General features: G+C 63.5%; 23 protein-coding genes and 1 other RNA gene. 12 read left to right on the forward strand and 12 right to left on the reverse strand.

What is annotated here, in order from left to right; genetic code table 11:
• Window positions 1-6 precede the first annotated feature (6 nt).
• The 7 genes from LB529_RS21730 to ffs all read right to left on the reverse strand — a co-directional run bounded on the left by LB529_RS21730 (window position 7) and on the right by ffs (window position 7,747).
• Window positions 7-1,644, reverse strand: coding sequence for an ABC transporter substrate-binding protein (locus LB529_RS21730; protein WP_224712300.1), 1,638 nt, complete (start codon window positions 1,642-1,644; stop codon window positions 7-9).
• A gap of 266 nt (window positions 1,645-1,910) precedes the next feature.
• Window positions 1,911-3,188, reverse strand: a complete 1,278-nt coding sequence (locus LB529_RS21735; RefSeq protein ID WP_224712301.1) for a lytic murein transglycosylase — start codon at window positions 3,186-3,188, stop codon at window positions 1,911-1,913.
• 191 nt (window positions 3,189-3,379) lie between these two features.
• Entirely contained in the window at window positions 3,380-3,985 is a 606-nt protein-coding gene (gene recR / locus LB529_RS21740; protein ID WP_224707701.1) for a recombination mediator RecR, read from the reverse strand.
• Between the two features lie 200 nt (window positions 3,986-4,185).
• Window positions 4,186-5,166, reverse strand: coding sequence for a cell wall hydrolase (locus LB529_RS21745; protein ID WP_224712302.1), 981 nt, complete (start codon window positions 5,164-5,166; stop codon window positions 4,186-4,188).
• A gap of 217 nt (window positions 5,167-5,383) precedes the next feature.
• A complete protein-coding gene (locus LB529_RS21750) occupies window positions 5,384-5,707 on the reverse strand; it encodes a YbaB/EbfC family nucleoid-associated protein (RefSeq protein WP_095765991.1) in 324 nt (107 codons plus the stop codon).
• A 22-nt stretch (window positions 5,708-5,729) separates the two neighbouring features.
• Window positions 5,730-7,544, reverse strand: coding sequence for a DNA polymerase III subunit gamma/tau (locus LB529_RS21755; RefSeq protein ID WP_224712303.1), 1,815 nt, complete (start codon window positions 7,542-7,544; stop codon window positions 5,730-5,732).
• A 106-nt stretch (window positions 7,545-7,650) separates the two neighbouring features.
• Window positions 7,651-7,747, reverse strand: an RNA gene (gene ffs / locus LB529_RS21760) — signal recognition particle sRNA small type.
• Window positions 7,748-7,930: 183 nt separating this feature from the next.
• On the opposite strand from ffs, the gene LB529_RS21765 reads away from it, so the two are divergent.
• The 3 genes from LB529_RS21765 to LB529_RS21775 are packed head-to-tail and all read left to right on the forward strand — an operon-like array spanning window position 7,931 to window position 9,649.
• On the forward strand, window positions 7,931-8,350 hold the full coding sequence (locus LB529_RS21765; RefSeq protein ID WP_140629353.1) for an HIT domain-containing protein: 420 nt from the start codon (window positions 7,931-7,933) through the stop codon (window positions 8,348-8,350).
• Window positions 8,351-8,394: 44 nt separating this feature from the next.
• Window positions 8,395-9,336: an NAD(+) diphosphatase gene (nudC, locus tag LB529_RS21770; RefSeq protein WP_140843770.1), complete on the forward strand. Its 942-nt coding sequence runs from the start codon at window positions 8,395-8,397 to the stop codon at window positions 9,334-9,336.
• A gap of 10 nt (window positions 9,337-9,346) precedes the next feature.
• A complete protein-coding gene (locus LB529_RS21775) occupies window positions 9,347-9,649 on the forward strand; it encodes a Dabb family protein (protein ID WP_224712304.1) in 303 nt (100 codons plus the stop codon).
• Window positions 9,650-9,900: 251 nt separating this feature from the next.
• Here the strand turns inward: LB529_RS21775 and LB529_RS21780 are convergent, their stop codons facing one another.
• Both LB529_RS21780 and LB529_RS21785 read right to left on the reverse strand, forming a co-directional pair.
• The gene (locus tag LB529_RS21780; protein WP_224712305.1) at window positions 9,901-10,764 is read right to left on the reverse strand and encodes a prephenate dehydratase; all 864 of its coding nucleotides are present in this window, start codon (window positions 10,762-10,764) and stop codon (window positions 9,901-9,903) included.
• Window positions 10,765-10,773: 9 nt separating this feature from the next.
• Complete coding sequence (locus tag LB529_RS21785) at window positions 10,774-11,502, reverse strand: 3-deoxy-manno-octulosonate cytidylyltransferase (RefSeq protein WP_224712306.1); 729 nt, start codon at window positions 11,500-11,502, stop codon at window positions 10,774-10,776.
• Window positions 11,503-11,695: 193 nt separating this feature from the next.
• Between LB529_RS21785 and LB529_RS21790 the strand changes: the two genes are divergently transcribed.
• The 7 genes from LB529_RS21790 (at window position 11,696) to LB529_RS21820 (ending at window position 21,251) form a co-directional block, all read left to right on the forward strand.
• Complete coding sequence (locus tag LB529_RS21790) at window positions 11,696-12,367, forward strand: c-type cytochrome (protein WP_140687576.1); 672 nt, start codon at window positions 11,696-11,698, stop codon at window positions 12,365-12,367.
• A 255-nt stretch (window positions 12,368-12,622) separates the two neighbouring features.
• Entirely contained in the window at window positions 12,623-14,503 is a 1,881-nt protein-coding gene (locus tag LB529_RS21795; protein WP_224712307.1) for an extracellular solute-binding protein, read from the forward strand.
• Window positions 14,503-16,380: an extracellular solute-binding protein gene (locus LB529_RS21800; protein WP_224712308.1), complete on the forward strand. Its 1,878-nt coding sequence runs from the start codon at window positions 14,503-14,505 to the stop codon at window positions 16,378-16,380. Before LB529_RS21795 ends, LB529_RS21800 begins: the two co-directional genes overlap by 1 nt.
• 30 nt (window positions 16,381-16,410) lie before the next feature.
• Window positions 16,411-17,505 carry a microcin C ABC transporter permease YejB gene (locus tag LB529_RS21805; protein ID WP_224712309.1) on the forward strand — a complete coding sequence of 365 codons (1,095 nt, stop codon included), beginning with the start codon at window positions 16,411-16,413 and terminating at the stop codon, window positions 17,503-17,505.
• Entirely contained in the window at window positions 17,505-18,644 is a 1,140-nt protein-coding gene (locus tag LB529_RS21810; protein ID WP_224712310.1) for an ABC transporter permease, read from the forward strand. The genes LB529_RS21805 and LB529_RS21810 overlap by 1 nt, the downstream gene beginning before the upstream one ends.
• The gene (locus tag LB529_RS21815; protein WP_224712311.1) at window positions 18,641-20,269 is read left to right on the forward strand and encodes an ABC transporter ATP-binding protein; all 1,629 of its coding nucleotides are present in this window, start codon (window positions 18,641-18,643) and stop codon (window positions 20,267-20,269) included. The genes LB529_RS21810 and LB529_RS21815 overlap by 4 nt, the downstream gene beginning before the upstream one ends.
• Window positions 20,270-20,309: 40 nt before the next feature.
• Window positions 20,310-21,251: a 2-hydroxyacid dehydrogenase gene (locus LB529_RS21820; protein ID WP_224712312.1), complete on the forward strand. Its 942-nt coding sequence runs from the start codon at window positions 20,310-20,312 to the stop codon at window positions 21,249-21,251.
• Here the strand turns inward: LB529_RS21820 and LB529_RS21825 are convergent.
• The 3 genes from LB529_RS21825 to LB529_RS21835 all read right to left on the reverse strand — a co-directional run bounded on the left by LB529_RS21825 (window position 21,248) and on the right by LB529_RS21835 (window position 23,292).
• Complete coding sequence (locus LB529_RS21825) at window positions 21,248-21,778, reverse strand: AAA family ATPase (RefSeq protein ID WP_224712313.1); 531 nt, start codon at window positions 21,776-21,778, stop codon at window positions 21,248-21,250. The two genes, LB529_RS21820 and LB529_RS21825, sit on opposite strands and share 4 nt — an antisense overlap.
• Before the next feature lie 59 nt (window positions 21,779-21,837).
• Window positions 21,838-22,212 carry a hypothetical protein gene (locus LB529_RS21830; protein WP_224712314.1) on the reverse strand — a complete coding sequence of 125 codons (375 nt, stop codon included), beginning with the start codon at window positions 22,210-22,212 and terminating at the stop codon, window positions 21,838-21,840.
• Window positions 22,213-22,347: 135 nt separating this feature from the next.
• The gene (locus LB529_RS21835; protein WP_224712315.1) at window positions 22,348-23,292 is read right to left on the reverse strand and encodes a methyltransferase domain-containing protein; all 945 of its coding nucleotides are present in this window, start codon (window positions 23,290-23,292) and stop codon (window positions 22,348-22,350) included.
• 110 nt (window positions 23,293-23,402) lie between these two features.
• On the opposite strand from LB529_RS21835, the gene LB529_RS21840 reads away from it, so the two are divergent.
• Together LB529_RS21840 and LB529_RS21845 are read left to right on the forward strand one after the other, a co-directional pair.
• Entirely contained in the window at window positions 23,403-24,413 is a 1,011-nt protein-coding gene (locus tag LB529_RS21840) for a ligase-associated DNA damage response exonuclease (RefSeq protein WP_224712356.1), read from the forward strand.
• A 235-nt stretch (window positions 24,414-24,648) separates the two neighbouring features.
• Entirely contained in the window at window positions 24,649-26,250 is a 1,602-nt protein-coding gene (locus LB529_RS21845) for a cisplatin damage response ATP-dependent DNA ligase (RefSeq protein WP_224545203.1), read from the forward strand.
• Window positions 26,251-26,347 lie beyond the last annotated feature (97 nt).

Consider the following 26,347-nt stretch of genomic DNA (forward strand, 5'->3'; position numbering starts at 1 on the left):
CCGGGGTTACTGCTTCGACACCGCCCAGACAAAATTGGTATCGAAGCTCGGGCCGAGCTTGAAGCCCTGGAGGTTCTTGCGCAGCCCCGCCACTTCCAGCTGCTGGTGGATGATGACGAAGGGGCTGGTGTCCATGATCTTCTGCTGCAGGTCCTTGTACATATCAGCGCGCTTGGCCGCATCCTTCTCCAGCAATGCCGCCTCGGTTTCCTTGGTCAGGTCCGGAATGTCCCAGGCATTGCGCCAGGCCAGCGTCTTGATCTTGGCGTTGTCGGAATTGTCCGGGTTGGAGGCAAAAGTCTGGGCGTTGGAGTTCGGATCAAAATAGTCCTGGCCCCAGTTGCCGATATAGATGTCGTGGTTGCGGGCGCGGTATTTGGTCAGCGTCTGCTTACCATCGCCCGGAATGATCTCCAGCTTGATGCCGGCCTGGCCGAGCGTCTGCTGGATCGATTCCGCCATGCCGGTGGTCGGCTGTCCAGTGCGCACGTCCATGGTCACCTTGAAGCCTTCCGGCAGGCCGGCCTTGGCAAGCAATTCCTTGGCTTTGGCGACATCGAGCTTGAACGGGTTGTCGTCGATGGCGCCGAGATCGCCCTTGGGCAGGAAGGACTGGTGGATTTCGCCGATGCCCTTGAGGATGGTTGTGCTGAGCGCGTCGTAGTCGATCAGATATTTGAAGGCTTGGCGCACCTCGGGCTTGGCGAGGTTCGGGTTCTTCTGGTTGAGACTGATGTAGTAGACCGTGCCCTTCGGCGCGCTGGTGGTGATGAGATCGGCGTTCTTGGCAATGGCGTCGAGATCGTTCGGCTCGAGATTGCGGGCAACGTCGATATCGCCGGCTTCAAGCGCCAGGCGCTGCGCCGAACTTTCCTTCATGTTGCGGTAGATGACGCGGGCGAGCTTGGCTTTCTCGCCATTGTAATTGTCGTTGCGCTCCAGGACGACGGCCTCGTTGGCGCGCCATTCGCGCAGCTTGTATGGGCCCGAACCGGCATAGCCGGTCTTCAGCCAGGCATTGCCGAAATCGTTGTCCCATTTGTAGTCCGCGCTTGGCGTGACGGCGGCGACATGCTCCTTGACCAGCTTCGCATCGACGATCGAAGCAACGGTGGCCGACAGGCAGTTGAGCACGAAGCTCGGGGCATAGGCCTTGTCGACCACGAACTGGAAGGTAGTGTCGTCGACGGCCTTGGCCTTTTCGGTGACGTTGTCGCCGGTAATGCCGAACTGGTTGATGATGAAGGCCGGGCTCTTGTCGAGCTTGACGGCGCGTTCGAAGGAATAGGCGACGTCGGCGGCGGTGATCGGATTACCGGAGGCGAATTTCATGCCGGGCTTCAGCTTGAACGTATAAGTCAGGCCATCATCGGAAACGGTCCAGCTCTCGGCGAGATCGGGCTTGACCTTGGAGGTGTCGCTGAGATCGAGGCGGACCAGGAGATCATAGGTATTGCCGGTGACCTCGGCCGTCGACAGCTCGAACGCTTCGCCCGGATCCATCGAGATGATGTCGTCGATGGCAAAGCCCTCGACCAGCGTATCGGCGGGCGTGACCGCGAAAGCGGGCGCGACGAGCAGCGCGGACAGCGCGGCGCCCGCAAGCAAGGCGCGCGAGCGGAGAGCAAAATTTTCCAGCATCATAGTGATCGTTCCCTGTTTTGTTGACCTGAGTTCCCGGCTCAGGGCTGTATTGTTCTTTGCAAGGCCGGCTGCGGCTTTGACCGCTTACCGTCGTGTTTTTTGTCCAGTTGGTCAACACCCTATTCAGCGGTTCTCGAACCGGCAACGGACATTTTGCGAGACGCTATATCGGGGGACCAGACGAGCCCCATGAGTCGACCCATGCGCCGGCTAATTGAAGCCGCCAATCCGCAAAAATTTACCAGGATCGGCCCCTCAAGAGGCAGCTATTTCAGCTGCGCGACCAGCGCGGCATCGGGAAAGCAGGTGGCGGGCTTGCCGTTCTTTGCCTGCCAGATACCAATCGAGCGGCGGGTCTTGAAGCCGGGCAGGCCGTCGGCGCTGCCGACATCGTAGCCCTTGGCCTCCAGCGCCCGCTGCAGGGCGGCGATATCGGAGCGGTGGAGATCGCCGACCGCGCCCCAGCCGCCGACAAAGGCGGCGTCGCCCTTGGCGATGCGGTCGGCGGCATGACCGATGAACAGGCCGTAGAGGTCGCTGTTGTTGTATTGCTTCAGCACATAGAAGTTCGGCGTCACGACGAAGGCCGGACCGCTGCGCCCGGCCGGCATCAGCAGCAAGCCCTCGGCCTTCAATTCGCTCGCCGCAAATGCCTTGCCGTCGACGCGCCTGATGCCCATCGCCACCCAATCGGAGATCCTCTTGCCCCGGTCGGGTCCTTCGAGCGAGCACGACACATTTGCCGGCACCGTCACCTCGGCCCCCCAGCCGCGCCCCCTCACCCAGCCATAATGGACGAGATAGTTGGCGATCGAGGCGAGCACATCGGGCGTCGAATTCCAGATGTCGGGCCGGCCGTCGCCGTCGAAATCGACGGCGTGCTTCAAGAAGGAGGTCGGCATGAATTGCGGCTGGCCGAGCGCACCAGCCCAGGACGATTTCATCGCATTGACCGGCGCCAGCCCGCGCTCGACGATTTCGAGCGCCGCCAGCACCTCGGTGCGGAAGAAATCCTTCTTGGTCGACATGAACGCCTTGGTGCCCAGCACCTCGAAGGCGTCGTAAGGCATCTTGGCCGCGCCGAAGCCGGTCTCGCGGCCCCAGATCGCCAGCACGATCTCGCCCGGAACGCCATAGCGCTTCTCGATCAGCCCGAGCGTCCGGGCATTGGCGCTCTCGCGCGTCCTTCCGCCCGAGGTGACGGCCCGAACCACCTTCTCGGCGAAGTAGCTGGCCGGCGGGCCGAACTCGGCCTGATGCTGCTTCTCAGGCGTCGTCGGCTTCTCGCCGGGCAGGACCAGATCGGGCAGTTTCAAGTTCGGCTTCACGCCGAGGAAGGCCGCGTCGAAGGTCTTCTTGGAGATGCCTTTGGACTTGGCTTCGGGCCAGAGGTCGGTTTGAAGCCAGGCCTGGAACTGGTCGTCGATGGGGGCGGCATGGGTGGGGGTGGTAATGAAGAGAGCGATCAACGCCGTCAGAAAGGAAAGGACGACCCATCTGGAAGGCTGGCGTTCTGTCGCGCCCCCCTCTGTCCTGCCGGACATCTCCCCCACAAGGGGGGAGATCAGATGTCGCGCAGGCTTTCGCCAATCGCCGACGTGGGGATAAAAGCGCCGGCAAAGAAACTGCCAATCTCCCCCCTTGCGGGGGAGATGCCCGGCAGGGCAGAGGGGGGTGTGACGGAGCGCAGCATCTCGAGGAATAACATCTGTCACGCGCGCCCTCTCCAGTCCCCTCAAAACGCCGTCCTCGACCGCAACGCCGCGGCCAGCGTGCCTTCGTCCAGGTAATCGAGCTCGCCGCCGACCGGCACGCCATGCGCGAGCCGCGTCACTTTCACATCAGAACCCGCCAACTGATCCGTCAAATAATGCGCCGTCGTCTGCCCCTCGACGGTGGCATTGACGGCGAGGATGACTTCCTTCACCTCGCCGCCGGCAACGCGGTCGACCAGCGAGCGGATGTTGAGCTGATCCGGACCGATACCGTCGAGCGGCGACAGCGTGCCGCCGAGCACGTGATAGCGCACGTTCATCGCCGCCGCACGCTCCAGCGCCCAAAGGTCCGAGACGTCTTCGACGACGATCAGCGTGCCGGCGTCGCGGCGTGGGTCGGTGCAGATCATGCAAGGATCGGCGGTATCGACATTGCCGCAGGTCGAGCAGATGCGCACCTTGTCGACCGCTTCGCTCATGGCGGCAGCCAGGGGCTCGAGCAGCTGTTCCTTCTTCTTGATGAGATGAAGCGCTGCGCGCCTGGCCGAGCGCGGCCCTAGCCCCGGTACCTTGGCCAGGAGCTGGATCAGGCGTTCGATTTCCGGACCGGCGATTCTCTTCGACATCGCCCTGATCTAGAGCAATTCCAGGAAAAGTGCGAAGCGGTTTTCCGTCCGAAATTGCGTGCAGCGAAAAGATGGATCAGTTCGCCGCTTCTTGAAACGGTGGACTGATCCAGGATTTTTCAGAGCGGTTTGGAACAGCCAGCAAGGGCACAGGGCCCGCCATGGCGCCATGGCGGGCCCTGTATTGGATGAAATCGGGTTCAGTTGGTTTCGAGCGGCCGATCCTGGCTGGCGATCATCGCGCCGATGGCGTCGGTGTTCTCAGGTGTCGACTGGAAGCCCATCGACGCTTCCTGCGGCGCGCTGGGCACCGAAGAGACGTAGCGGCCCTTGAGCGTGCCGCCGAAACGCGAGGCGTCCGGTTCGGCCATCGGCTCCTGCATTGCCACGACCGTCGGCTTCTGCGCGAGGCGGCCGGACTTGGCAGAAGGTGGAACGGAAGCCGTCACATAGGTCTGTTCGGCGGAAGCGTCTTCGGTCCGCGCGGCCGCAGCCAAGGCGGCCTGCTTCGCCGGGTCCGGACGGACGATCGTCCTGACGATCGGCTCGGCGGAAGCCACGAGCACCGGAGCGGCGGCGGGCTGCTGCCGGTCAGACTTCTGCTGGTCGCCCACGTTCATGGCGACCATCGGCTCGTCCGGCAGCGGCTGCCAATTGCGGCCGCGCTTCTCATAGAAGGCGTTGCCGCCGGCAACCATGGTGTAATGCATGTTCTTGTAGGGAAAACGCAGGCCGGCGGTGTGGAAATACATCGTGTTCTTGAGCTTGGCCTTGCGTTCGCCTCTCAGCACAGCATCGGCCGCCTCCTCGACATCCGGCAGGGCCTTCGAGTTCATCGGCCGGGTCATGACGCCCGGAGCAAACTGGCCCGGCTCGCCGACAACCTGACAGATGGTGTTCCCATGCTGGCCCGAGCGCAGCCGGTTCATCACGACCGTGCCGACGGCGATCATGCCGTCACGGCTCGACCGGTTGGACTCGAAGAACATCGCCCTTTGCAGGCATTCCTTGTCCTTCATCGTGTAGGAGCGCGAGCTGAGGAAGCTCGGCGTAAGGGCGTCGGTCAGACCCGACACCGACATGCCATGGGAGGAAGTGGTCTGGCTGCAACCGGCCAGGAGCAAGGGGGAAGTGACGATGCCGATAAGCAGCAGCGGCGTCTTCCATCGCGTCGCGATCACCAAAAAAGCCTCATGTCCAGATGCCAGCCCGCCCCGAGATATGGCAAGAATGAGACTCTTTCAGGCAAAAAGATGGCTAGAAGGTTAGCAACTTCTGGACTTGGGTAAAACTTTATGAATGCCGCGAAATGAGCCCGTGAGCATTGCCGGCAAAATGGTTAATATTGCAGGCTGGACTCAATTTCCGTTCATAATCAATTAACTGGCGGACACCGCCTCAGAAAGGCAATTTCATTCCGGGCGGGATCGGCAAGCCTGCCGTCAACGCCTTGGTCTTCTCCTGCATGATCTGCTCGACCTTATTTTTGGCGTCATTGTGGGCGGCCAGGATGAGGTCCTCCAGGATCTCGGCTTCGTCCGCCTTGATCAAAGACGGATCGATCTTCAGCGTCTTCATTTCGAACTTGCCGGTCAGCGTGATGCTGACCAGACCGCCGCCGGCCTGGCCGGTGGCTTCAAGCGTGGCGATCTCGTCCTGCATGGCCTGGAACTTGGCCTGCATTTCCTTCGCCTTGCCCATCAGGCCGAGAAGATCTTTCATCGGTTGGTCCTCTAAAAATGTTTCAGGTCTCGTCGTCATCGGCCGCCGGCTCGACCGGTAGGTCGGCCTCGGCTTCATCCACTTCCGGCACGTCCGGGATGCGCACATCGATGATCTTGGCGCCAGGGAAACGGGCGAGAATGGCCGCGACTACGGGATCGCTCTTGGCGTCGGAGAAGGCATTCTCGCGCTTCGTCGTCTCCATCTCCGCCAATGTCTGGCCGCCTTCTTCCTTCGACAGCGACACCAGCCAGTTGCGCCCGGTCCAGGCGCGCAGCTTGGCGGTGAGGTCGTTGAGCAGCATCTTCGGCGCGTCGTTAGTCAAGGCAACGTCGAGCCGGCCGGGCTCGATGCGAACCGGCCGCACGCAGCGTTTCAGCAGCACCTTGAAGGCCATGTCGCGATTGGCATCGGCAAGCGCAACGATGTCGGCCAGCGATTTCACTGGAACGACAGGCGCCTCGGCGACCGGCTCCGGCGCGGGAACGAAGGTCTCCGGCACAGGCTGCGCCTCGACCAGGCGCATCGTCTGCGCGCCGCCGGGGGAAGCTGGCACCCGGGTCTGCGCGACAGCAGTTGCGCTGCCATTGCCGGACCCCGCGGGTGCTCCGTTGGCGCGCGGCGCCACATTCGACTGCGGGGCCACACCTTCCAGCGATTTCAACGCCTCGTCCAGCGTCGGCAGGTCGGCGGCATGCGCCAGGCGGATCAACACCATTTCGCCGGCGCTGACAGGGCGGTTGGAAGACTGCACCTCAGGAATACCCTTGAGCAGCATCTGCCAGGTCCGCGACAACACGCGCACCGAAAGCGTGCCGGCGAATTCGGCGCCGCGCCGGCGCTCATCCTCGGAAAGCGAAGCATCGTCGGCTGCCGCCGGCACGAAGCGCAGGCGGGTGACGAGGTGGTTGAACTCGGCAAGATCGGTAAGCACGGCGGCCGGATCGGCGCCGGTGTCGTATTGCGCGCGGAATTCGGCCAAGGCCGCTGCGACATCGCCCTTCATGACATGCTCGAACAGGTCGATGATGCGGGCGCGGTCGGCAAGGCCGAGCATGGCTCGCACCGCCTCGGCGCTGACCGTGCCACTGCCATGGGCGATCGCCTGGTCGAGGATGGAGAGCGAATCGCGCGCCGAGCCTTCGGCGGCCCGCGCGATCATCGCCAGCGCCTCGTCGTCGACGGCAATGCCTTCCTTGGCCGCGATCGAGGACAGATGCCCGACAAGCGCGCCGGCATCGATGCGGCGGAGATCGAAGCGCTGGCAACGCGACAGGACCGTTATCGGAACCTTGCGTATCTCGGTGGTGGCGAAGATGAATTTGACGTGCGGCGGCGGCTCTTCCAGCGTCTTCAGCAGGCCGTTGAAGGCCTGGGTGGAGAGCATGTGCACTTCGTCGATGATGTAGACCTTGTAGCGCGCCGAGACCGGTGCGTAGCGCACCCGGTCGATGATGTCCCTGATGTCGTCGATGCCGGTATGTGAGGCGGCGTCCATCTCGATGACGTCGACATGGCGGCCTTCCATGATGGCCTGGCAATGCTCGCCGAGAATCGAAAGGTCGACGGAGGGCTGGTCGACGGTCGCGGTTTTGTAGTTCAGGGCCCGCGCCAAAATGCGCGCGGTCGTCGTCTTGCCGACACCGCGCACGCCGGTCAGCATCCAGGCCTGGGCGATGCGGCCGGTGGCAAAGGCGTTGGTCAGCGTGCGAACCATCGGCTCCTGGCCGATCAGCTCGGAGAAATTCGAAGGGCGGTATTTGCGCGCCAGGACGCGATAAGCGGCGGCCTTGCCAGTCTCCAGGCTTTGTGGCCCCAAATTTCCGGCTTCGCTCATTCGCCGTCAAAAGCTCCCAGGACCGCGACGGAAGGCGGCCGATTCCTGCGCATAGTCTCACCCGCACGGCTTGGCGCCGTCAATGTCGCGGGAGAAAGGCGAAGAGGTGGGAGGCTGGAACAATGACCCGTTCCGGGCTCGTTAGGGCTGCTTCCTTCCGGACCTGACCCGGTTGGCGAGTGGATCGTCCACCACCAACCTCCCGCGCTCCATATCGGCAATTCGGCAGCGAAATGCAAGGGCCGAGCCGGAACCCGCAACCGCATCGAAGGCGGAAAGTCCTTCAAATCGATAATGGCGGTCAATGAATCGCTTGCAGCCACCCTGCCGCCGCTCTAGCGTTCCTGGTTTGGAAAATGCTTGCAACAAAAGCGAAGGAAACGCTCATGCTGCCGGGCCTCGAGGCCGGATTCACGCTGGACGCCCGGCTGGAGGCGGACAGCGAGCAGCTTATGTGGCTTGGCCTTTGCGAGCTCAGGCTGATGAACGACCGCCGCTGGCCATGGCTGGTTCTGGTGCCGCAGCGGCCGGGCGTGGAGGAAATTCACGACCTGACGCCGCTCGACCAGGCGATGCTGACCTTCGAGACCAATATGGTGGCGCAGGCGCTGAAGCGGGTGACCGGATGCACCAAGATCAACACCGGCGCGCTCGGAAACATCGTGCGTCAGCTGCATGTCCACGTCGTCGCCCGCTCGGAGGGCGATCCCGGCTGGCCGGGACCGGTCTGGGGCTATGGCATACGCGAGCCCTACCAGCGCTCCGATATCAGGCGGTTTGCCGAAACGATCAAGGCGGCGCTATAAGCTGACCAGTGTCCATTCCGCACATCGAGCCCACCCGAGTCTCCATGAGCTTTCACCTGTTCGACGCGCCCTTGCGCGAGCCCAGCCAATTCGTCGGTTTCGCCGGCAACCGGATCGATCGGCAGTCCGAGAACCGCGCCGATGATGCGGTCGAAAAAGCGCTGGCCGACCAGGCCGCGCGGCTGATGCTGATGCATGCCGGCCGGCTCTATCTCAAACTCGAGGATGGCACGTTCGACCCCTGGTTCAGGACGGATGAGAGTGGAGCTTTCGAAGCCGCACTCGATCGCGGCGTGCTGCTCGGCTTCTCTGACAGCGGGCCGGTGCTGGCCGTGCCCGCCGGCATCGAGCCGGAAAAGCTGCCCGAGACGATCAAGGCGATCGACTATCGTTCCGTCTATATGCAAGGGCTGGTCGACGAGGCGGCGGCCGGCGCGCTGGCGCAAGGCGCGGCGCTGCTTGCCTGGCACGTAAGCCATGCCTTCTGCTCCAAATGCGGCAACCGCTCGGAGATGCGCGCCGGCGGCTACCGGCGCCATTGCCCTGCCTGCGGCACCGACCATTTCCCGCGCACTGATCCGGTGGCAATCATGCTGACGGTGACGCGCGAGAAATGCCTATTGGGGCGCGGCAGGCATTTCGCGCCGGGCATGTATTCGGCGCTTGCAGGCTTCATCGAGCCGGGCGAGACAATCGAGGCGGCGGTACGGCGCGAGACGCTCGAAGAGGCCGGCATCCGGCTCGGCCGCGTCGTCTACCACGCCAGCCAACCCTGGCCGTTCCCGTATTCGCTGATGATCGGTTGTTTCGGCGAGCCGCTTAACGAGGATATCCAGGCCGACCTCAACGAGCTGGAGGACTGCCGCTGGTTCTTCCGCGACGAGGTGCGCTCCATGCTCGACAGGCAGCATGCCGACGGCTTGATTACACCGCCGAAAGGGGCGATCGCCCATCACCTCATCCGCGCCTGGGTCGACAGCGAATAGGAGCCGAGACATGATCCGCCACACCGTCGTGTTCACGCTGAAGCATCCGCTGCAATCGCTGGAGACGAAACGCTTCCTCCACGATGCGAAGAATATCCTGACCGGGATCAAGGGCGTCACGCATTTCGAGCAGTTGCGGCAGGTGAGCCCGAAGAACGACTACCAGTTCGGCTTCTCGATGGAATTCGCCGACCAGGCGGCCTACACGCGCTACAACGAGCACCCCGACCATGTCGCCTTCGTGCGCGACCGCTGGGTGCCCGAGGTCGAGAAGTTCATGGAGATTGACTACGTGCCGCTGGGGTTCGGCTGAGATGGGATTGAGCGGCGGCGTCCGAGATTAGCCGGAATGCCCGTGACATCGTCATTCCAGGGATAGCGAAGCGAGACCCTGGAATCCATGTCGTGACCTCGGCGGAAGGGTGCAGCGGAGCAGAATTCTGGACTGTTGGGCGGCGCTCCGGCGTAACGGAATGGATCCTCGGGTCTGCGCGCGTCGCTTCGCTCCTTGCTCCGCCCGTGGATGACGAAGCGGCGTTGTCTCGGCCAACCTCGAAGCTAGCCCTAATCCGCGACCTTCCACTGCTCGCGCGAGGCGCTGGCTGGATAGACGCCTAGAATGCGCATTTCGCGCGAGAAGAAGCGCAGCTCGTCGAGCGCCAGCTTGACCAGGGGGTCGTCCGGGTGGCCCTCGATGTCGGCGTAGAACAGCGTCGCGGTGAAGGCCCCAAGCTGATAGCTCTCGAGCTTGGTCATGTTGATACCGTTCGTGGCGAAGCCGCCCATGGCCTTATAGAGCGCGGCCGGGACGTTGCGGACACGGAAGATGAAGGTGGTCATCATCTTTGCGTCCGGCGCGGGGCGCTCCACCCATTGCTTGTTCTTGGTCAGTATGACGAAGCGGGTGACGTTGGAATCGGTGTCCTCGACATTCTTCTCAATGATGTTGAGCCCATAGAGCTCGGCCGCCAGAGCCGGCGCCAGCGCGGCCATGGTGCGGTCCTTCACCTCCGACACCATCTTGGCCGAACCCGCCGTGTCGCCGGCGACCACCGGCTTCCAGCCGTTCTTGCGGATATATTTGCGGCACTGGCCGAGCGCGTGGATATGGCTGTGGACGGTCCTGATCTCTTCGCGCTTCACGCCCGGCAGCACCATGAGCTGGAAATGGATCGGCAGGAAATATTCGCCGACGATGTGCAGCTTCGATTCCGGCAAGAGGTGGTGGATGTCGGCGACGCGCCCGGCGATCGTGTTCTCGATCGGGATCATGGCGAGCTCGGCCTTGCCGGTCTCGACCGCGTTGAAGGCATCCTCGAAGGTCGGGCACGGCAACGGCTCCATCGACGGGAACATGTTGCGGCAGGCCGTGTCGGAATTGGCGCCGGGCTCGCCCTGGAAGGAAATTCTGTTGGTCTTGTCAGCCATGCCGATATCTCAATTTGAAAGGATCTGTCTTGCCCGCTCGAGATCATGCGGCGTGTCGACGCCGAGCGGCACGGAATGGACGATCTCGGCGTCAATGCGCATGCCGGCTTCCAGCGCGCGCAGCTGCTCCAGCCGCTCGCGACGCTCCAGCGGCGACGGCTTCAGCGCGACGAAACGTTCCAGCGCGGCGCGCCGATAGGCATAGAGGCCGATATGATGGTAGAGCGGCCCCTCGCCCCAGGGCGCGGTGGCGCGGGTGAAGTAGAGCGCTTTCAGCCGTGTCGACGACAGCGGCGAGCCGACGATCTTGACGACATTGGGGTTGGTCTTCTCCTCGTCGCGCACGATCTCGACGCCGAGCGTGGCGATATCGACCGATTTGTCCTCAAACGGCCGCAGCGACGCGCCGATGATTTCGGGGGCGATGGTCGGCAGATCGCCCTGGACGTTGACGATCGTTTTCACCCGCTTTTCGGGGTCGAGCGCCGTCAGCGCCTCGAAGATGCGGTCGGAGCCCGATTCGTGATCCGCGCGGGTCATGACAGCCTCGAAACCATGCGCCCGCACGGCCTGCGCGACCGCTTCCGTGTCGGTCGCCACCACCACGCGGCCAAGCCCGGCCTCGGCTCCGCGCCGGGCGACATGGACGATCATCGGCACGCCCGCAATGTCGGCCAGCGGCTTGCCCGGCAGGCGCGTCGAGGCCATGCGGGCGGGGATCAGGATCAAGGTCGACATCGGATTTCAGGGCGGCCGAAAAAAGCGGATGGAAAAGTGGCAAAAGGTCTCACTGGAAGCGCCCTTATAGGTGTTGCAACGCCAGAGCAAAAGACCTAGTTTCCGCGCGGTTTGACTGGCCTTTCAGGGCAGTTCGCGATACCGACGGACGGAGTGGACGGGACGGTCCGCCGGAAAAGGGAGCAAGGGGCGTATGGATTCCAACGAAGTCAACAAGCTGCTCGGCGGATTTCTTGGAACCTGCTTCATCGTCTTTTCCATAGGCCTCGTCTCGGACGGGCTGTTCGCCTCGCCGACGCCCGAAAAGCCCGGCTTCGCCATCGAAGCACAGGAACCGACCGAAGGCGGTCCGGCTGCTCCCGCGGCGGAAGCCAAGCCGATCGCCGACCTGCTCGCCACCGCCAATGCCGAGGCGGGCGCCGCGATCTTCAAGAAATGCCAGGCCTGCCATTCCGGCGAGAAAGGCGGTCCGAACAAGGTCGGTCCAGACCTTTGGGACATCGTCGACCGCCCCGTCGCCGAGCATGAAGGCTTCGCCTATTCGGCCGGAATGAAGGATTTCTCCAAGGGCGGCCAGGAGCACTGGACGTACGACAATCTCAACCACTTCATCACCTCGCCGAAGAAGTTCGTGAAGGGCACGGCGATGGGCTTCGCCGGCCTGCCGAAGGATGAAGACCGCGCCAATGTGATCGCCTATCTGCGTACGCTGTCGGACAATCCGAAGCCGCTGCCGCAGCCGGGTGCTTCGGCGGAAGCCAAGCCGGCGGAAGGTGCCGCACCCGCGAAGCCCGCCGAAGGCGCCGCGCCGGCCAAGCCGGCCGAGGGAACCGCTCCGGCCAAGCCCGCCGCGCCCGCTCAATAAACAATTCGTCATAGAGACTTCCTTGGAAAAGCCGGGTTCATCCCGGCTTTTCTGTTAGGAAAGCTGCATGGACCGCGACAAAGGCGGCACTTGCGGTTTCCACCCGCGTCAAATGATCTAAATTGCGGGTGGACAGAGCAATTCCAGGAAGGGAGAACCGGTTTCCGTCCGGAATTGCTTCGAAACAAAGCGATAGAGCGGTTGTCGTTTCCGGAAACCGATGAACCGCTCTGGAGTTCGCGACGAGGAGAACGCATGAAGGTTGGCCGTTTCCGCACGCTTTTCGCATCGGCGTTCGCGCTCGCCTTCGCCGCCAGCCTGCAGGCCGGCTTCGCCGATGAATGGCGCACGACGTCGTCGCTGATCGGACCTTCGAAGTATGGCGAGAATTTTCAGCATTACGACTACGTCAATCCAGATGCGCCGAAGGGCGGCACCTACAACTCCGTGGTCACCGGCACCTTCGACAGCTTCAACCCCTACATTGTGCAGGGATCGCCGGCCGCGGGGCTGGTCGGTTTCGGCGGCGGGCTGCTCTATGACACGCTTATGGACCAGGCGACCGACGAGGGCAGCGTCAGCCACCCGCTGGTCGCCGAGGCCTACAAATATCCGGCCGACTATTCGTCCGCGACCTACCGGCTCGATCCGCGAGCAAAATGGCATGACGGCCAGCCGATCACCGTCGACGACGTGGTTTGGTCGTTCAATGTGCTGAAAGCGAACGCCCCGCAATACAACCGCTATTTCGAGAACGTCACCGACGCTGTAGCCATCTCCGACCGCGAGGTCGAATTCCATTTCAACCAGAAAGGCAACCGCGAGTTGCCCAAGATCATGGGCGATCTGGTGGTGCTGCCAAAGCACTGGTGGGAAGGGTCCGACTCCAGCGGCAAGAAGCGAGACATCACCAGGCCGACGCTGGAGCCGCCGCTGGGCTCCGCGGCCTACAAGATCGCCAGCTTCAAGCCGGGCTCGGAGATCGTCTGGCAGCGCGTGCCGGATTATTGGGGCGCCAAGCTGCCGGTGAAGATCGGCCGCGAGAATTTCGACGTCCAGCGCTTCACCTACATTCTCGACGATAATGCCGCCTGGCAGGCCTTCACCAAGGGTGGGCTGGACGACATCAAGCCGGAAAACAGCTCTCGGCGATGGAATACGGCGTATAATTTTCCGGCGGTGAGCGCCGGCGACGTGGTCAAGCAGGTGTTCAAGACCACCTCGCCGGAACCCATGCAGGCCTTCATACTCAACCAGAGACGACCGCTGTTCCAAGACCGCCTCGTGCGCGAGGCTCTGACGCTTCCGTTCGACTTCGAAACGATGAACCGCACGCTGTTCTACAATTCGAACACACGCACCCATAGCTATTTCCAGGGTACGGAGCTGGCGTCGAGCGGACTGCCGCAGGGCAAGGAGCTGGAAATCCTCGAAAAATACCGCGACAAGCTCCCGCCCGAGTTGTTCACGCAAGAGTTCAAGCTGCCGGTCTACGATTCGCCGCAGGCGGAACGGAAATATCTGAAGCAGGCGGTCGACCTCTTTGCCCAGGCAGGCTGGGTGATCAAGGGCGGCAAAATGGTGAACGCCAAGACCGGCGAACCGCTCAAATTCGAGATCCTTGGCTGGAACGACACCGATCAAGTGATCTCCAGCCCCTGGATCGCCAATCTGCGCAAGATCGGCGTCGACGCCAATCTGCGCATGATCGACCAGACGCAGTACATCAACCGCGTCAATAATTTCGATTATGACGTCATCACCAGCCAGTTACAGCAGTCGGAATCGCCCGGCAACGAGCAACGCGATTTCTGGAGCTCGAAGGCCGCCGACACGCCCGGATCGCGCAATTATTCCGGCATCAAAAACCCGGTCGTCGACGCGCTCGTCGACCGCATCATCTTCGCCACCGACCGCGACGACCTCGTCGCCTCGACCCATGCACTCGACCGCATCCTTCTGTGGAACTACTACGTCGTTCCGCAATACTATCGCGCGGTGGTTTGGCTGGCCTATTGGAACAAGTTCGGCATGCCGCAGACGCAGCCCAGCTACCGCGGCGCCGATATCGATTCCTGGTGGATCGACACGGCCAAGGAAAAGGCGCTGGCCGCCAAGTACAAAGGCGTCAATTGATGGAGCGGCGGACTTTGCTTCGTCGCCGCGACTTCCTGGCGCTCGGCGCCGCGGCCACGGCCGCCGCGTTGCTGCCCGGCCGCGCCTTTGCCGATACCCCGACCGGCATCAGGCTGCATGGCCTGTCGGCCTTCGGCGATCTGAAATACAAGCCTGACTTCACGCATTTCGACTATGTCAATGCCGATGCGCCGCAAGGCGGCACCTTCAACTTCTCGCCGCCCAACTGGGGCGCCAACCAGAGCCCGCAGACCTTCAACACGCTGAATTCGTTCGTCCCCAAGGGCGATTCCCCGCAGCGCATGGAAATGTGCTTCGATTCCTTGATGGTGCGGGCGCTTGACGAGCCGGATGCGGCCTATGGATTGATCGCCGAGAGTGTCACGATTTCCGACGACCGCAACACCTTCACCTTCTCGCTGCGCCCGCAGGCGCGCTTCCATGACGGCACGCCGCTCACCGCCGAAGACGTCGCCTTCACCTTCAAGCTGCTGAAGGACAAAGGGCATCCGGACTATGCGCTGTCGCTGACGCATCTGGATGACGCGGTGGCGAAGAACACCCACACGGTCGAGCTCAAATTCTCCGGCAAGCAGTCGGCCCGCACCATCCTCAACGTCGTCGGATTCCCTATCCTTTCGAAGGCCTTCTTTACGGCCAACCCGTTCGATTCCTCGCAGCTCAATCCGCCGCTCGGCTCAAGCGCCTACAAGGTCGGCCGCTGGTCGGCGGGCGCCTGGATCGAATATGAGCGGGTGGCCGACTATTGGGGCAACGACCTGCCGGTCAATCGCGGCCTGAACAATTTCGGGCGCATCCGCATCGAATTCTACCAGGATCGCACGGCCGCCTTCGAGGCCTTCAAGAAGGGCGAGATCCTCTACCGCGAGGAATTCACGTCGCGCGTCTGGGCGACGGCCTACGATTTTCCGGCCTTTACCGCCGGCAAGGTGATCAAGCATGAGTTCCCGGCTGAAACCACGCCATCCATGCAGGCCACCGCGGTCAACCAGCGGCGTGAGCAGTTCAAGGATCCACGCGTGCGGCAAGCGATCGCGCTCTGCTTCGATTTCGAATGGACACGGCGCAACTTCTTTTACGGTTCCTATGAGCGCTCGCAATCCTGCTTCGAAAAATCCGACTTTCGGGCCGCGGGCATGCCGACGCCGCAGGAGCTGGCGCTGCTGGAGCCGTTGCGCGACCAGCTGCCGCCAGAGACCTTCGGCGAGGCGGTGACGCAACCGCCGTCGGACGGCTCCGGACGAGACCGCAAGCAGCTGAGCGCGGCGCTGAAACTGCTCGCACAGGCCGGTTGGAAACGCTCCGGCGATTTCGTGGTCAACGACAAGGGCGGGCGGCTGGCCGCCGAATTCCTGGTCGACGACGAAACATTCGTGCAGGTCTATTCGCCCTGGGTCGCCAACATGAAGGCCATCGGCATCGATGCCTCGATCCGCCTGGTGGATTCGGCGCAATACCAGCTCAGGCAATCGACATTCGATTTCGACCTGCTCTCGGCGGCCTTCAATTTCAGCGCCACGCCGACCCGCGACGATCTGGAAATTTTCTTCCATTCGCGCAGCGCCTCAGTATCGGGTTCACGCAACCTGTCGGGCGTTGCAAGCCCGGCAATCGATGCGCTGATCGATGCCGTCGGCGCCGCCAAGGATCGTGAAAGCCTGACCACCGCCATGCGCGCGTTGGACCGGGCCTTGCGCGCGCGGCGCGATTGGATTCCAAGTTGGTATCTGGCGAATCACCGAAGCGCCTATTGGGACATGTTCGGCTTCCCCGAACAGAAACCCGATTTCGGCTTTCCGGTCGAGGCGCTGTGGTGGTTCGACAAGGGCAAGGCGGCAAAGATTGGCAAAGCCTGACATCACTGTTCGCGCGGGGCCCGTCGCCTGATGGGCGCCTATATCCTGCGCCGCATTCTTCTGATGATCCCGACGCTGTTCGGCATCATGGCGATCTCCTTCGCGGTCATCCAGTTCGCGCCGGGCGGGCCGGTCGAGCAGGTAATCGCCCGGCTGACCAACCAGGGCGGCAACGACCGCCTCGGCAGCGGTGGCGGCGACGCCGCCGGCGGCAATTTCGACGTTGCCGGCGATGTCGGCTCGAAATATCGCGGCGCGCAGGGGCTCGATCCCGAATTCATCAAGAAGCTGGAAAAGCAGTTCGGCTTCGACAAGCCGCCGCTCGAGCGCTTCGGCATGATGCTGTGGAACTATATCCGCTTCGATTTCGGCGACAGCTATTTCCGCGATATCTCGGTGCTGAACCTGATCCTGGAGAAGATGCCCGTCTCCATCTCCATCGGCCTGTGGATCACGCTGTTGTCGTACCTGATCTCGATCCCGCTCGGAATCCGCAAGGCGGTGAAGGACGGCTCGACCTTCGACGTGTGGACCAGCGGCGTCGTCATCGTCGGCTATGCCATTCCAGGCTTCCTGTTCGGCATCATGCTCATGGTGCTGTTCGCAGGCGGTTCGTTCTGGGACTGGTTTCCGCTGCGCGGCATCGTTTCGGACAATTGGGATCAGCTGTCCTGGCCGGGCAAGATCGCCGATTACTTCTGGCACATGACGCTGCCGCTGACGGCGCTCGTGCTCTCGGCTTTCGCGACGACCACCCTGCTCACCAAGAACTCCTTCCTCGAAGAAATCCGCAAGCAATATGTGGTGACGGCGCGCGCCAAGGGGCTGTCGGAACACAAGGTGCTCTACGGCCACGTGTTCCGCAACGCCATGCTGATCGTCATCGCCGGTTTTCCCGGCGCCTTCATCTCGGCCTTCTTCACCGGCTCGCTGCTGATCGAGAACATCTTCTCGCTCGACGGCCTCGGCCTGCTCGGCTTCAAGTCGGTGATCGACCGCGACTATCCTGTGGTGTTCGCCACCCTCTACATCTTCTCGCTGCTTGGCCTGTTTGTCGGCCTTCTGTCCGACCTGGTCTACACCTGGGTCGATCCGCGCATCGACTTCGAGCGGAGAGACATCTGATGGCCGAGGCCGCGATCCAAAGCGCCCCGGTTCGGCCCCGCAGGCCATTTCTGTCGCCGCTCAACCAGCGGCGGTTGCAGAACTTCAAGGCCAACCGGCGCGGCTACTGGTCGCTCTGGATCTTCCTGTTGCTGTTCGTGCTGTCGCTGTTTTCCGAGCTGATCGCCAACGACAAGCCGATCGTCGCCTCCTACAAGGGCGAGATCCTGTTTCCGGTCCTGGTCGCCTATCCGGAGGAGAAGTTCGGCGGTTTCTATGCCGTCACCGACTATCGCGATCCGGTGATCCAGGACGAGATCAACTCCAACGGCTGGATGATCTGGCCACCGGTCCGCTACTCCTATCAGACGGTCAACAACGCCATTCCGGAACCGGCGCCGGCCAAGCCGTCCTGGCTTTACGACAAAAAGACCCGCTGCAGCCAGTATCCGCAAGGCGACGCCGATGCCAACTGCACCGTCGGCAACTGGAACTGGCTGGGCACGGACGACCAGGCCCGCGACGTGCTGGCGCGGGTGCTCTATGGCTTCCGCATCTCGGTTCTGTTCGGCCTGATCCTGACGCTCGGCTCGTCGCTGATCGGCGTCGCGGCCGGCGCGGTGCAAGGCTATTTCGGCGGCTGGACCGACCTTCTCTTCCAGCGTTTCATCGAGATCTGGTCGGCGATCCCGGTGCTCTATCTGCTGCTCATCATCTCGGCCATCCTGCCGCCCGGCTTCTTCATCCTGCTCGGCCTGATGCTGCTGTTTTCATGGGTGGCGCTGGTCGGCGTGGTGCGGGCCGAATTCCTGCGCGCGCGCAACTTCGAATATGTCAACGCGGCACGCGCGCTGGGCGTGCCAAACCTCACCATCATGTTCCGCCACCTGCTGCCGAACGCGATGGTGGCGACGCTGACCTTCCTGCCCTTCCTGCTCTCTGGCTCGATCTCGACGCTCACCTCGCTCGACTATCTCGGCTTCGGCCTGCCGCCGGGCTCGGCCTCGCTCGGCGAATTGCTGAAACAGGCGCAGCGCAACCTCAACGCCCCCTGGCTCGGCATCTCCGGCTTCATCGTGATCTCGCTGATGCTGTCGCTGCTGGTCTTCATCGGCGAGGCGACGCGTGACGCCTTCGATCCGCGCAAGACGTTCAAATGAGCCAAGCCCTGCTTTCCGTCCAAGACCTGAGCGTCGCCTTCGCGCAAGGCGGCAAGCAGGCGATCGCTGTCGATCACATCTCATTCGACATCGCCAAGGGCGAGACGCTGGCCCTGGTGGGCGAATCCGGCTCGGGCAAATCGGTCTCGGCGCTGTCGGTGCTGAAGCTCCTGCCCTATCCGGCAGCCAGCCATCCGTCGGGTAGAATCCTGTTCAGCGGGGCCAACCTGCTCGCCATGGACGAGAAGGCGTTGCGCGGCGTGCGCGGCAACAAGATCACCATGATCTTCCAGGAGCCGATGACCTCGCTCAACCCGCTGCACACGATCGAGCAGCAGATCGTCGAGGTGCTGCAATTGCATCAGGGCCTGCGCGATCAAGCCGCCCGCGCGCGCACGCTGGAACTGCTCACCGAGGTCGGCATCCGCGATCCGCAGAAACGCCTCGACGCCTATCCGCACCAGCTCTCCGGCGGCCAGCGCCAGCGCGTCATGATCGCCATGGCTCTGGCCAACGAGCCGGAGCTTTTGATCGCCGACGAGCCGACGACCGCGCTCGACGTTACCGTGCAGGCGCAGATCCTGGAATTGCTGGCGGAGCTCAAAGCCCGCAAGGGCATGTCGCTGCTGTTCATCACGCATGATCTCGGCATCGTGCGCAGGATCGCCGACCGCGTCTGCGTCATGACCAAGGGCAAGATCGTGGAGAGCGGCCCGACCAGGGAAATCTTCGCCAATCCGCGGCATGACTATACAAAGCATCTGCTCGCGGCCGAGCCGAAGGGCAAGCCACCCACAACCGACCCGGGCGCCAAATCCGTCATGACCGGCAAGGACATCAAAGTCTGGTTCCCGATCAAGAAAGGCTTCTTCCGGACCACGGTCGACCATGTGAAGGCCGTGGACGGCATCGACGTCACGGTGCGGGCCGGCCAGACCCTTGGCGTCGTCGGCGAATCCGGCTCGGGCAAGACGACGCTGGGCCTAGCGCTCGCGCGGATGATCTCCTCGACCGGTACGATCAATTTCAACGGACGCGACATCAACCAGCTCTCCTTCGGCGCCATGCGGCCGCTGCGGCGCGAATTGCAGATCGTCTTCCAGGATCCGTTCGGATCGCTCAGCCCGCGCCTGTCGATTTCGGAGATCATCGAGGAAGGACTGAAGATCCACGAGCCGAAGCTCTCGGCCGACCAGCGCGACGACAAGGTGGTCGCCGTGCTGAAAGAGGTCGGCCTCGATCCCGAAACGCGCCACCGCTATCCGCATGAATTCTCCGGCGGCCAGCGCCAGCGCGTCGCCATCGCCCGCGCCATGGTGCTCAACCCGCGCTTCGTCATGCTCGACGAGCCGACCTCCGCGCTCGACATGAGCGTGCAGGCGCAGGTGGTCGACCTTTTGCGCAGCCTGCAGGCCAAGCACAATCTCGCTTACCTCTTCATCAGCCACGACCTCAAGGTCGTCCGAGCCCTTGCCAATGATGTCATCGTCATGCGCAATGGCCGGATCGTCGAGGCGGGACCTTCCGAGCAGATTTTCAGCAGCCCGCAAACCGATTATACGCGGGCGCTGATGGCGGCGGCCTTCAAGATCGAGACCGCGCCGACCGGCGTGGTCAGCGAGTAGCCGGATCCGCACCGGCGAAACAGGGAAGAAAAATCCGAGAATGGAAAAAGGCAAAATCCTGCTTGCCCTCACGGGCATCCACCCGCAGCGCTGGCACGAGCTGCTGTCGGCCGAGCGCGAGGTCGTGCTGGAGCCGAACGGCGCCGACGATCCTTCGATCACCTATGCGGTGGTGTGGAAGCAGAAGCCCAACCTTCTCAAGTCGCTGCCCAATCTGCGCGCCATCTTCTCCATTGGCGCCGGCGTCGACCACATCTTTGCCGATCCCGGCCTGCCCGACGTTCCGATCGTCAAGGTCGTCGCCGACAATCTTACCCAGCACATGGTCGAATATGTAGTCTGGCGCGTGCTCGACCACCATCGGCAGGCCTCGCTTTACCGGGCCCAGCAGCAAAAGAAGATCTGGCACGAGCCGCCGCAACGGGTGGCGGGCGACGTCTCCGTCGGCATCATGGGGCTTGGCAGTCTTGGCCGCGCCGCGGCTTCGGCGTTGTTGTCGCTCGGTTTCGCCGTCAACGGATGGTCGCGCAGCGAGCGGGGGATGAAGGGCGTTTCGACCTATGCCGGCGAGGCGGGGCTGATCCCCTTCCTCAATGCCACTGACATCCTGGTTGTGCTCTTGCCGCTCACGCCGCAGACCCAAGGCATCGTCAATTACGGACTGCTCAAGGAATTGCGCCGGCGCAACGGGCTTGGCGGCGCGGTGCTGATCAATGCCGGGCGCGGACCGCTGCAGAAGGACGCCGACATTTTGCGCGCGCTGGACGACGGCACGCTGAAGGAAGCGAGCCTCGACGTGTTCGAGGTCGAACCGCTGCCGAAGACCAGCCCGCTGTGGAGCCATCCGAAAGTGTTCGTCACGCCGCATGCGGCGGCGACGTCGGACCCGGCGCATCTGGTGCCGATCATGCTTCGCCAGATGGCCGCCTTCGAGCGCGGCGAGAAGCTCGAGAACCTGGTCGACCGCAAGGCGGGGTATTAATCGGGAGTCAGACCCCAGTCGCGGAAGCGCTGCTTGATCGCCCGCAGCGAAGACAGCTGCAGCTTCGGCAGATCGAGCGCGTCGAACATCGCCCGGTATTTCCTGCGGTTTCGCGGCGTGGTGACGGCGATGTGGTGGATCATGTCCCATTTGATGCTGTCGCGCCCGCCTTCCAGAGCGCCGAGTCTGTCCTTCTCGAACAGCGTTCGCCTTAAATAGCGCAGAAGACTCGCGGCCGTGGAGCTATCCAGCAGAATCAAGCCTGTCGCCCGCCGAAGTCGCTGCGGCATGCAAACCGAATAGTTCCCGTCCGTCACCCAGCGCTCGCCGGCTATCGCGGCATCGTGCAGAGCAATGAATTCGGCCCTCGGACGCTGCTCCCAATCCGTATTGGGCAGATGAAAGAGCTGATCGAGGTGAACGGCTTCCAGGCCGCGCTTGCGCGCTATCGCGTCGGCAAGGGTGGACTTGCCGCTATTGGACGGGCCTAGGATGCAGATGCGGTCGCCAAGGTCTGAGAGGTTCATCGGGCGGTCTTTCAAGCGCGATCAAACGCTCGCCGGTCCATCCGAGCGTCAAACGGGGCTCAGGAAGGTTTCGAACCGGGCAGCCCGAGCGTCTCCTTCTTCTTCGGCTTGCCGCAGTCGCGGCGTTCGATCGAGCGGTTCATGGCGTCGATCTCGCCGCTCGCCTTGTTGCTGGCGCGCTGCGCCTTGGAGCGCACATCCGGCAGGAACGGGCCGAAGCCCATGGCCGGATTGGAGAAGCCCGGCTTGGCGGTGACGGGCAGATTGTTCTGCCGCGCCAGTTGATTGCGCTGCGCCAGCAACTGATCGCAAGGCACATCGTCGTATTGCAATGAGGATTGGACATCCTCGTCCTGACGCTCGGCCATCGACGTGCCGCCGACACAGCCGGAGACCGTCAGGCAAGACGCCAACGCAACCATGATCCAGCGCATGGATATCTCCCTAGGGCAATTCCAGGAAAAGTGCGTCGTGGTTTTCCGTCCGGAATTGCGCAAAAACAAAGACTCGGTATCCGCCCCGCGCAACCCCGACCATGCCATTCGGGCTTTTTCGCAGCAAGGTCGACCTCATGCCGTTGCCGGATTCCCCAGCTCGGCGGCTGCAGCGGGAAACCCAGCCACAATAGCCAGGCCCTCGACCGGATCCCGCCGGTCGTGCCGGATAACCGTGCTTTCCAGCGACAGGACTGCAAGCCCGTTGGCGCGAAGCACGCGCCGCGCATAGGCCTCGGAATGGGCATAGCGCCGTGACGGCAAAAGGGCGAAATCGCCGCCGCCGGCAAGCGTCTCGAGCGAAAAGGCGAACAGGCCGCCATCGGCAAGTATGTTCCCGACCGCGCCGACAATGCGTTCGAGCGCGCCCAGATAGATGAACACGTCGGCCGCGACCACGAGGTCGGCCTTGGCGCCTGTGTAAGAGAAATGCTGGAGGTCGGCCTTGGCCAGCCGGTCGTAGATGCCCTTGGCCTTCGCCTTCCTCAGCATGCCGGCCGAGATGTCGTAGCCCTCCAGTCGGTCGGCGAACGGGCGCAGCCTCTCGCCCATCAGGCCGGTGCCGCAGCCGAAGTCGAGGGCCAACCGGAACCGGCCGGGCCGTGCCTTGCTTATGGCGCGCCAGAGAAAATCCGGCAGCCCATAACCGAGCTTCCCGACAAGCGAGTCCTCGAAACTGTCGGCGTAGTGATCGAACAAGGTCTCGACAAAAGCGCTGGGCGGCGCCTCGGCGGCGGGCGCCTTGCCGATCAGTTGAAGCTTCAGCGCGGCGCCAAGGCGGTCCGCGGGCTCGAGCTTCAGCGCCATGGCCCAGGCCTGCACGGCCTGGTCGAGCAGGCCTGCCGCCTCCTGCATCTCGCCGAGGCGAAACCAGCCCGCCGCCCATTGCGGCGCCAGTTCCAGCGCGCCAAGCAAAAGTTCGGCCGCCTGCGCCGGCTCGCCAGAGGCGAGCAGCATCTCGGCGAAATCGGCGCGGCGATCGGCGTTCAAATCGCCCGACGAGGCCTGGAGCGGTTTCATCTTTTGAAGAATCCCACCGGCGAGGCGGGGCCGGCAAGGGGCTGTAGGACGAGTCAGCAGTCTCTTGCAACAGGCTTCCCGCGCGGAATTTAGCCACTATGTTCAAAGCCATGCGCGCCAGCGACCTGCTCAAGCCCCGGCCGGAGGGCCTCTACTGCCCGCCCGGCGATTTCTTCATCGATCCGGTGCGGCCCGTCGGGCGGGCGCTGATCACGCATGGCCATTCCGACCATGCGCGCTCCGGCCACCGCTCGGTGCTGGCCACGCAAGAGACGCTCGACATCATGGGGCTGCGTTACGGCGAGGATTTCGCCGGGACCACGCAGGCGGCTGCTTTCGGTCAGACGATCGACATCAACGGCGTCGCCGTCACCTTCCATCCGGCCGGGCATGTGCTGGGCTCGGCGCAGATCTGCGTCGAGCACGGGGGCATGCGCATCGTCGCCTCCGGCGACTACAAGCGGCAGAAGGACGCCACCTGCCTGCCGTTCGAGCCTATCCCATGCGATGTCTTCATCACCGAAGCAACCTTCGGCCTGCCGGTGTTTCGCCATCCGCCGGACCAGGACGAGATCGCGCGCGTGCTCAAATCGGCGGCGCAATTTCCCGAACGCTCGCATCTGATCGGCGCCTATGCGCTCGGCAAGGCGCAGCGCGTGATGCGGCTGTTGCGCCACGCCGGCTACGACAGGCCGATCTATATCCATGGCGCGCTGGCCAAGCTCAGCGAATATTATCAGAGCCAAGGCATCGATCTCGGCAAGCTCGAGCCGGGGACGGTGGAAAGCCGCGGCAAGGCCGATTTCGCCGGCGCGATCGTCGTCGGCCCGCCATCGGCCTTCGCCGATCGCTGGGCGCGGCGTTTCCCGGATCCGATCTCCTGCTTCGCCTCGGGCTGGATGCGCATCCGCCAGCGCGCCAAGCAGGGCGGGGTCGAGCTGCCGCTGATCATTTCCGACCACGCCGATTGGGACGAGCTGATCATCACGATCAAGGAAACCGGCGCGGAGGAAATCTGGGTCACGCATGGCCGCGAGGAGGCGCTGGTGCGCTGGTGCGAGCTGGAGGGCATCGCGGCGCGGCCGCTGCATCTCGTAGGGTATGAGGATGAGGGCGATTGATGGCGTACGCGCATAAGAAAATCGCCACCGCCGCGATCCTTCACACCCCCCTTTGGCCTGCCGGCCATCTCCCCCGCAAGGGGGGAGATCGGATGTCGCGACGGCCTTCGCCAATTTCCAACGTCGCGGGAGATGCGACAGCACCGAAGCTGCCAATCTCCCCCCTTGCGGGGGAGATGTCCGGCAGGACAGAGGGGGGTGCCTCGCGCCGGCCTTCGTCATTGGCGTGCCGCCCATGAACCGCTTCGCCGAGCTCCTCGACCGCCTTGTGCTGACGCCGTCGCGCAACGGCAAGCTGACGCTGCTGACTGATTATTTCCGCAGCGTCGAGGATCCCGATCGCGGTCTGGCGCTCGCCGCCATCACCGGCGATCTCTCGATCGCGGCGGTGAAGCCGGCGATGCTGCGCGCGCTGGTGGTCGAGCGCATGGATCCGGTGCTGTTCGGCTATTCCTACGACTATGTCGGCGACCTCGCCGAGACCGTGTCGCTGGTCTGGCCGCAACCACAAGGGCACATCCCCAATCATGTGCCGACGCTTGCCGAGGTGGTCGGCAGACTGCAGGCGGCGAGCCGCTCCGACGGGCCGAAGGTTCTGTCACGGCTGCTCGACGACGCCAGCATCTCGGCGCGCTTCGCCATCATCAAGCTGGTCACCGGGGGCTTGCGCATCGGCGTGTCGGCGCGGCTCGCCAAGCAGGCGCTGGCCGACCTTGGCCAAGTCGACGTCGCTGAGATCGAGGAGCTCTGGCACGGGCTGGCGCCGCCTTACACCGAGCTGTTCGCTTGGCTCGAGGGCCGGGCGGAAAAGCCGACGAGCGCCGCGCTGGCGCTGTTCCGTCCGGTGATGCTGTCCAATGCCGTCGACGACGGCGACCTCGAAAAGCTCGATCCGGCCGATTATGCGGCGGAATGGAAGTGGGACGGCATACGCGTGCAGGCGGTGTGCGAAGGCGGTGTGCGCCGGCTTTATTCGCGCACCGGCGACGACGTGTCGGGCGCCTTCCCGGACCTTGCCGCCGCGATGAATTTCGAGGCGGCGCTGGACGGCGAGCTTTTGGTCGGCGACCCGCGCGAGGCGACCGGAACCTTCTCCGACCTGCAGCAGCGACTAAACCGCAAGAGCGTGTCGCCAAAGATCCAGCAGCAATATCCGGCCTTCATGCGCTGCTACGACGCGCTGCAGATCGACGGCGAGGACCTGCGCGCGCTGCCTTTCGCCGAGCGCCGCAAGCGGCTCGAGGCTTTCGTCAAAACCCTCGACCCGAGCCGCTTCGATCTCTCGCCGCTGGTCGCGTTTTCCGATTGGGAGACGCTGGAGCGGCTGCGCCAGGCGCCGCCGCATCCGATCATCGAAGGGGTGATGCTGAAGCGCTGGGATTCGCCGTATCTTGCAGGCCGGCCGAAAGGCCCGTGGTTCAAGTGGAAGCGCGACCCGCACACCATCGACGCGGTGCTGATGTATGCGCAGCGCGGCCATGGCAAGCGTTCGAGCTTTTATTCCGACTACACGTTCGGCGTCTGGTCCGGTCCGGAGGGCTCGGAAGAGCTGGTGCCGGTCGGCAAGGCCTATTTCGGCTTCACCGACGAGGAGCTGAGAGAAATCGACAAATATGTGCGCGACAACACGATCGAGCGTTTCGGGCCCGTGCGCTCGGTGCGCGCCGACCGCAGGAACGGCCTGGTGCTGGAGGTGGCGTTCGAAGGCCTCAACCGCTCGACCCGCCACAAATCGGGCGTCGCGATGCGCTTTCCCCGCATCTCACGGCTGCGCTGGGACAAGCCGGCGGCGGAAGCCGACCGCATCGAGACGCTGCAGGCATTGCTGGATAGCTAAAGATCGAGCGCCGGCGCTTCATCCCACCCGGCGCTTCGCGCCGACCTTCCCCACGCCGAAGGCGCGGGTGGGGTGCAGCGCCTGCGTTGGCGGATAG

Source organism: Mesorhizobium sp. CA5 (genome assembly GCF_020165105.1).
Classification (GTDB): domain Bacteria; phylum Pseudomonadota; class Alphaproteobacteria; order Rhizobiales; family Rhizobiaceae; genus Mesorhizobium.

Excerpts from the sequence above, each read along its gene's own strand:
- LB529_RS21730 (WP_224712300.1), bottom strand. The coding sequence starts at position 1,644 with ATGATGCTGGAAAATTTTGCTCTCCGCTCGCGCGCCTTGCTTGCGGGC.
- LB529_RS21735 (WP_224712301.1), bottom strand. The coding sequence starts at position 3,188 with ATGTCCGGCAGGACAGAGGGGGGCGCGACAGAACGCCAGCCTTCCAGA.
- recR (WP_224707701.1), bottom strand. The coding sequence starts at position 3,985 with ATGTCGAAGAGAATCGCCGGTCCGGAAATCGAACGCCTGATCCAGCTC.
- LB529_RS21750 (WP_095765991.1), bottom strand. The coding sequence starts at position 5,707 with ATGAAAGATCTTCTCGGCCTGATGGGCAAGGCGAAGGAAATGCAGGCC.
- LB529_RS21755 (WP_224712303.1), bottom strand. The coding sequence starts at position 7,544 with ATGAGCGAAGCCGGAAATTTGGGGCCACAAAGCCTGGAGACTGGCAAG.
- LB529_RS21765 (WP_140629353.1), top strand. The coding sequence starts at position 7,931 with ATGCTGCCGGGCCTCGAGGCCGGATTCACGCTGGACGCCCGGCTGGAG.
- nudC (WP_140843770.1), top strand. The coding sequence starts at position 8,395 with ATGAGCTTTCACCTGTTCGACGCGCCCTTGCGCGAGCCCAGCCAATTC.
- LB529_RS21775 (WP_224712304.1), top strand. The coding sequence starts at position 9,347 with ATGATCCGCCACACCGTCGTGTTCACGCTGAAGCATCCGCTGCAATCG.
- LB529_RS21780 (WP_224712305.1), bottom strand. The coding sequence starts at position 10,764 with ATGGCTGACAAGACCAACAGAATTTCCTTCCAGGGCGAGCCCGGCGCC.
- LB529_RS21785 (WP_224712306.1), bottom strand. The coding sequence starts at position 11,502 with ATGTCGACCTTGATCCTGATCCCCGCCCGCATGGCCTCGACGCGCCTG.
- LB529_RS21790 (WP_140687576.1), top strand. The coding sequence starts at position 11,696 with ATGGATTCCAACGAAGTCAACAAGCTGCTCGGCGGATTTCTTGGAACC.
- LB529_RS21795 (WP_224712307.1), top strand. The coding sequence starts at position 12,623 with ATGAAGGTTGGCCGTTTCCGCACGCTTTTCGCATCGGCGTTCGCGCTC.
- LB529_RS21800 (WP_224712308.1), top strand. The coding sequence starts at position 14,503 with ATGGAGCGGCGGACTTTGCTTCGTCGCCGCGACTTCCTGGCGCTCGGC.
- LB529_RS21805 (WP_224712309.1), top strand. The coding sequence starts at position 16,411 with ATGGGCGCCTATATCCTGCGCCGCATTCTTCTGATGATCCCGACGCTG.
- LB529_RS21810 (WP_224712310.1), top strand. The coding sequence starts at position 17,505 with ATGGCCGAGGCCGCGATCCAAAGCGCCCCGGTTCGGCCCCGCAGGCCA.
- LB529_RS21815 (WP_224712311.1), top strand. The coding sequence starts at position 18,641 with ATGAGCCAAGCCCTGCTTTCCGTCCAAGACCTGAGCGTCGCCTTCGCG.
- LB529_RS21820 (WP_224712312.1), top strand. The coding sequence starts at position 20,310 with ATGGAAAAAGGCAAAATCCTGCTTGCCCTCACGGGCATCCACCCGCAG.
- LB529_RS21825 (WP_224712313.1), bottom strand. The coding sequence starts at position 21,778 with ATGAACCTCTCAGACCTTGGCGACCGCATCTGCATCCTAGGCCCGTCC.
- LB529_RS21830 (WP_224712314.1), bottom strand. The coding sequence starts at position 22,212 with ATGCGCTGGATCATGGTTGCGTTGGCGTCTTGCCTGACGGTCTCCGGC.
- LB529_RS21835 (WP_224712315.1), bottom strand. The coding sequence starts at position 23,292 with ATGAAACCGCTCCAGGCCTCGTCGGGCGATTTGAACGCCGATCGCCGC.
- LB529_RS21840 (WP_224712356.1), top strand. The coding sequence starts at position 23,403 with ATGCGCGCCAGCGACCTGCTCAAGCCCCGGCCGGAGGGCCTCTACTGC.
- LB529_RS21845 (WP_224545203.1), top strand. The coding sequence starts at position 24,649 with ATGAACCGCTTCGCCGAGCTCCTCGACCGCCTTGTGCTGACGCCGTCG.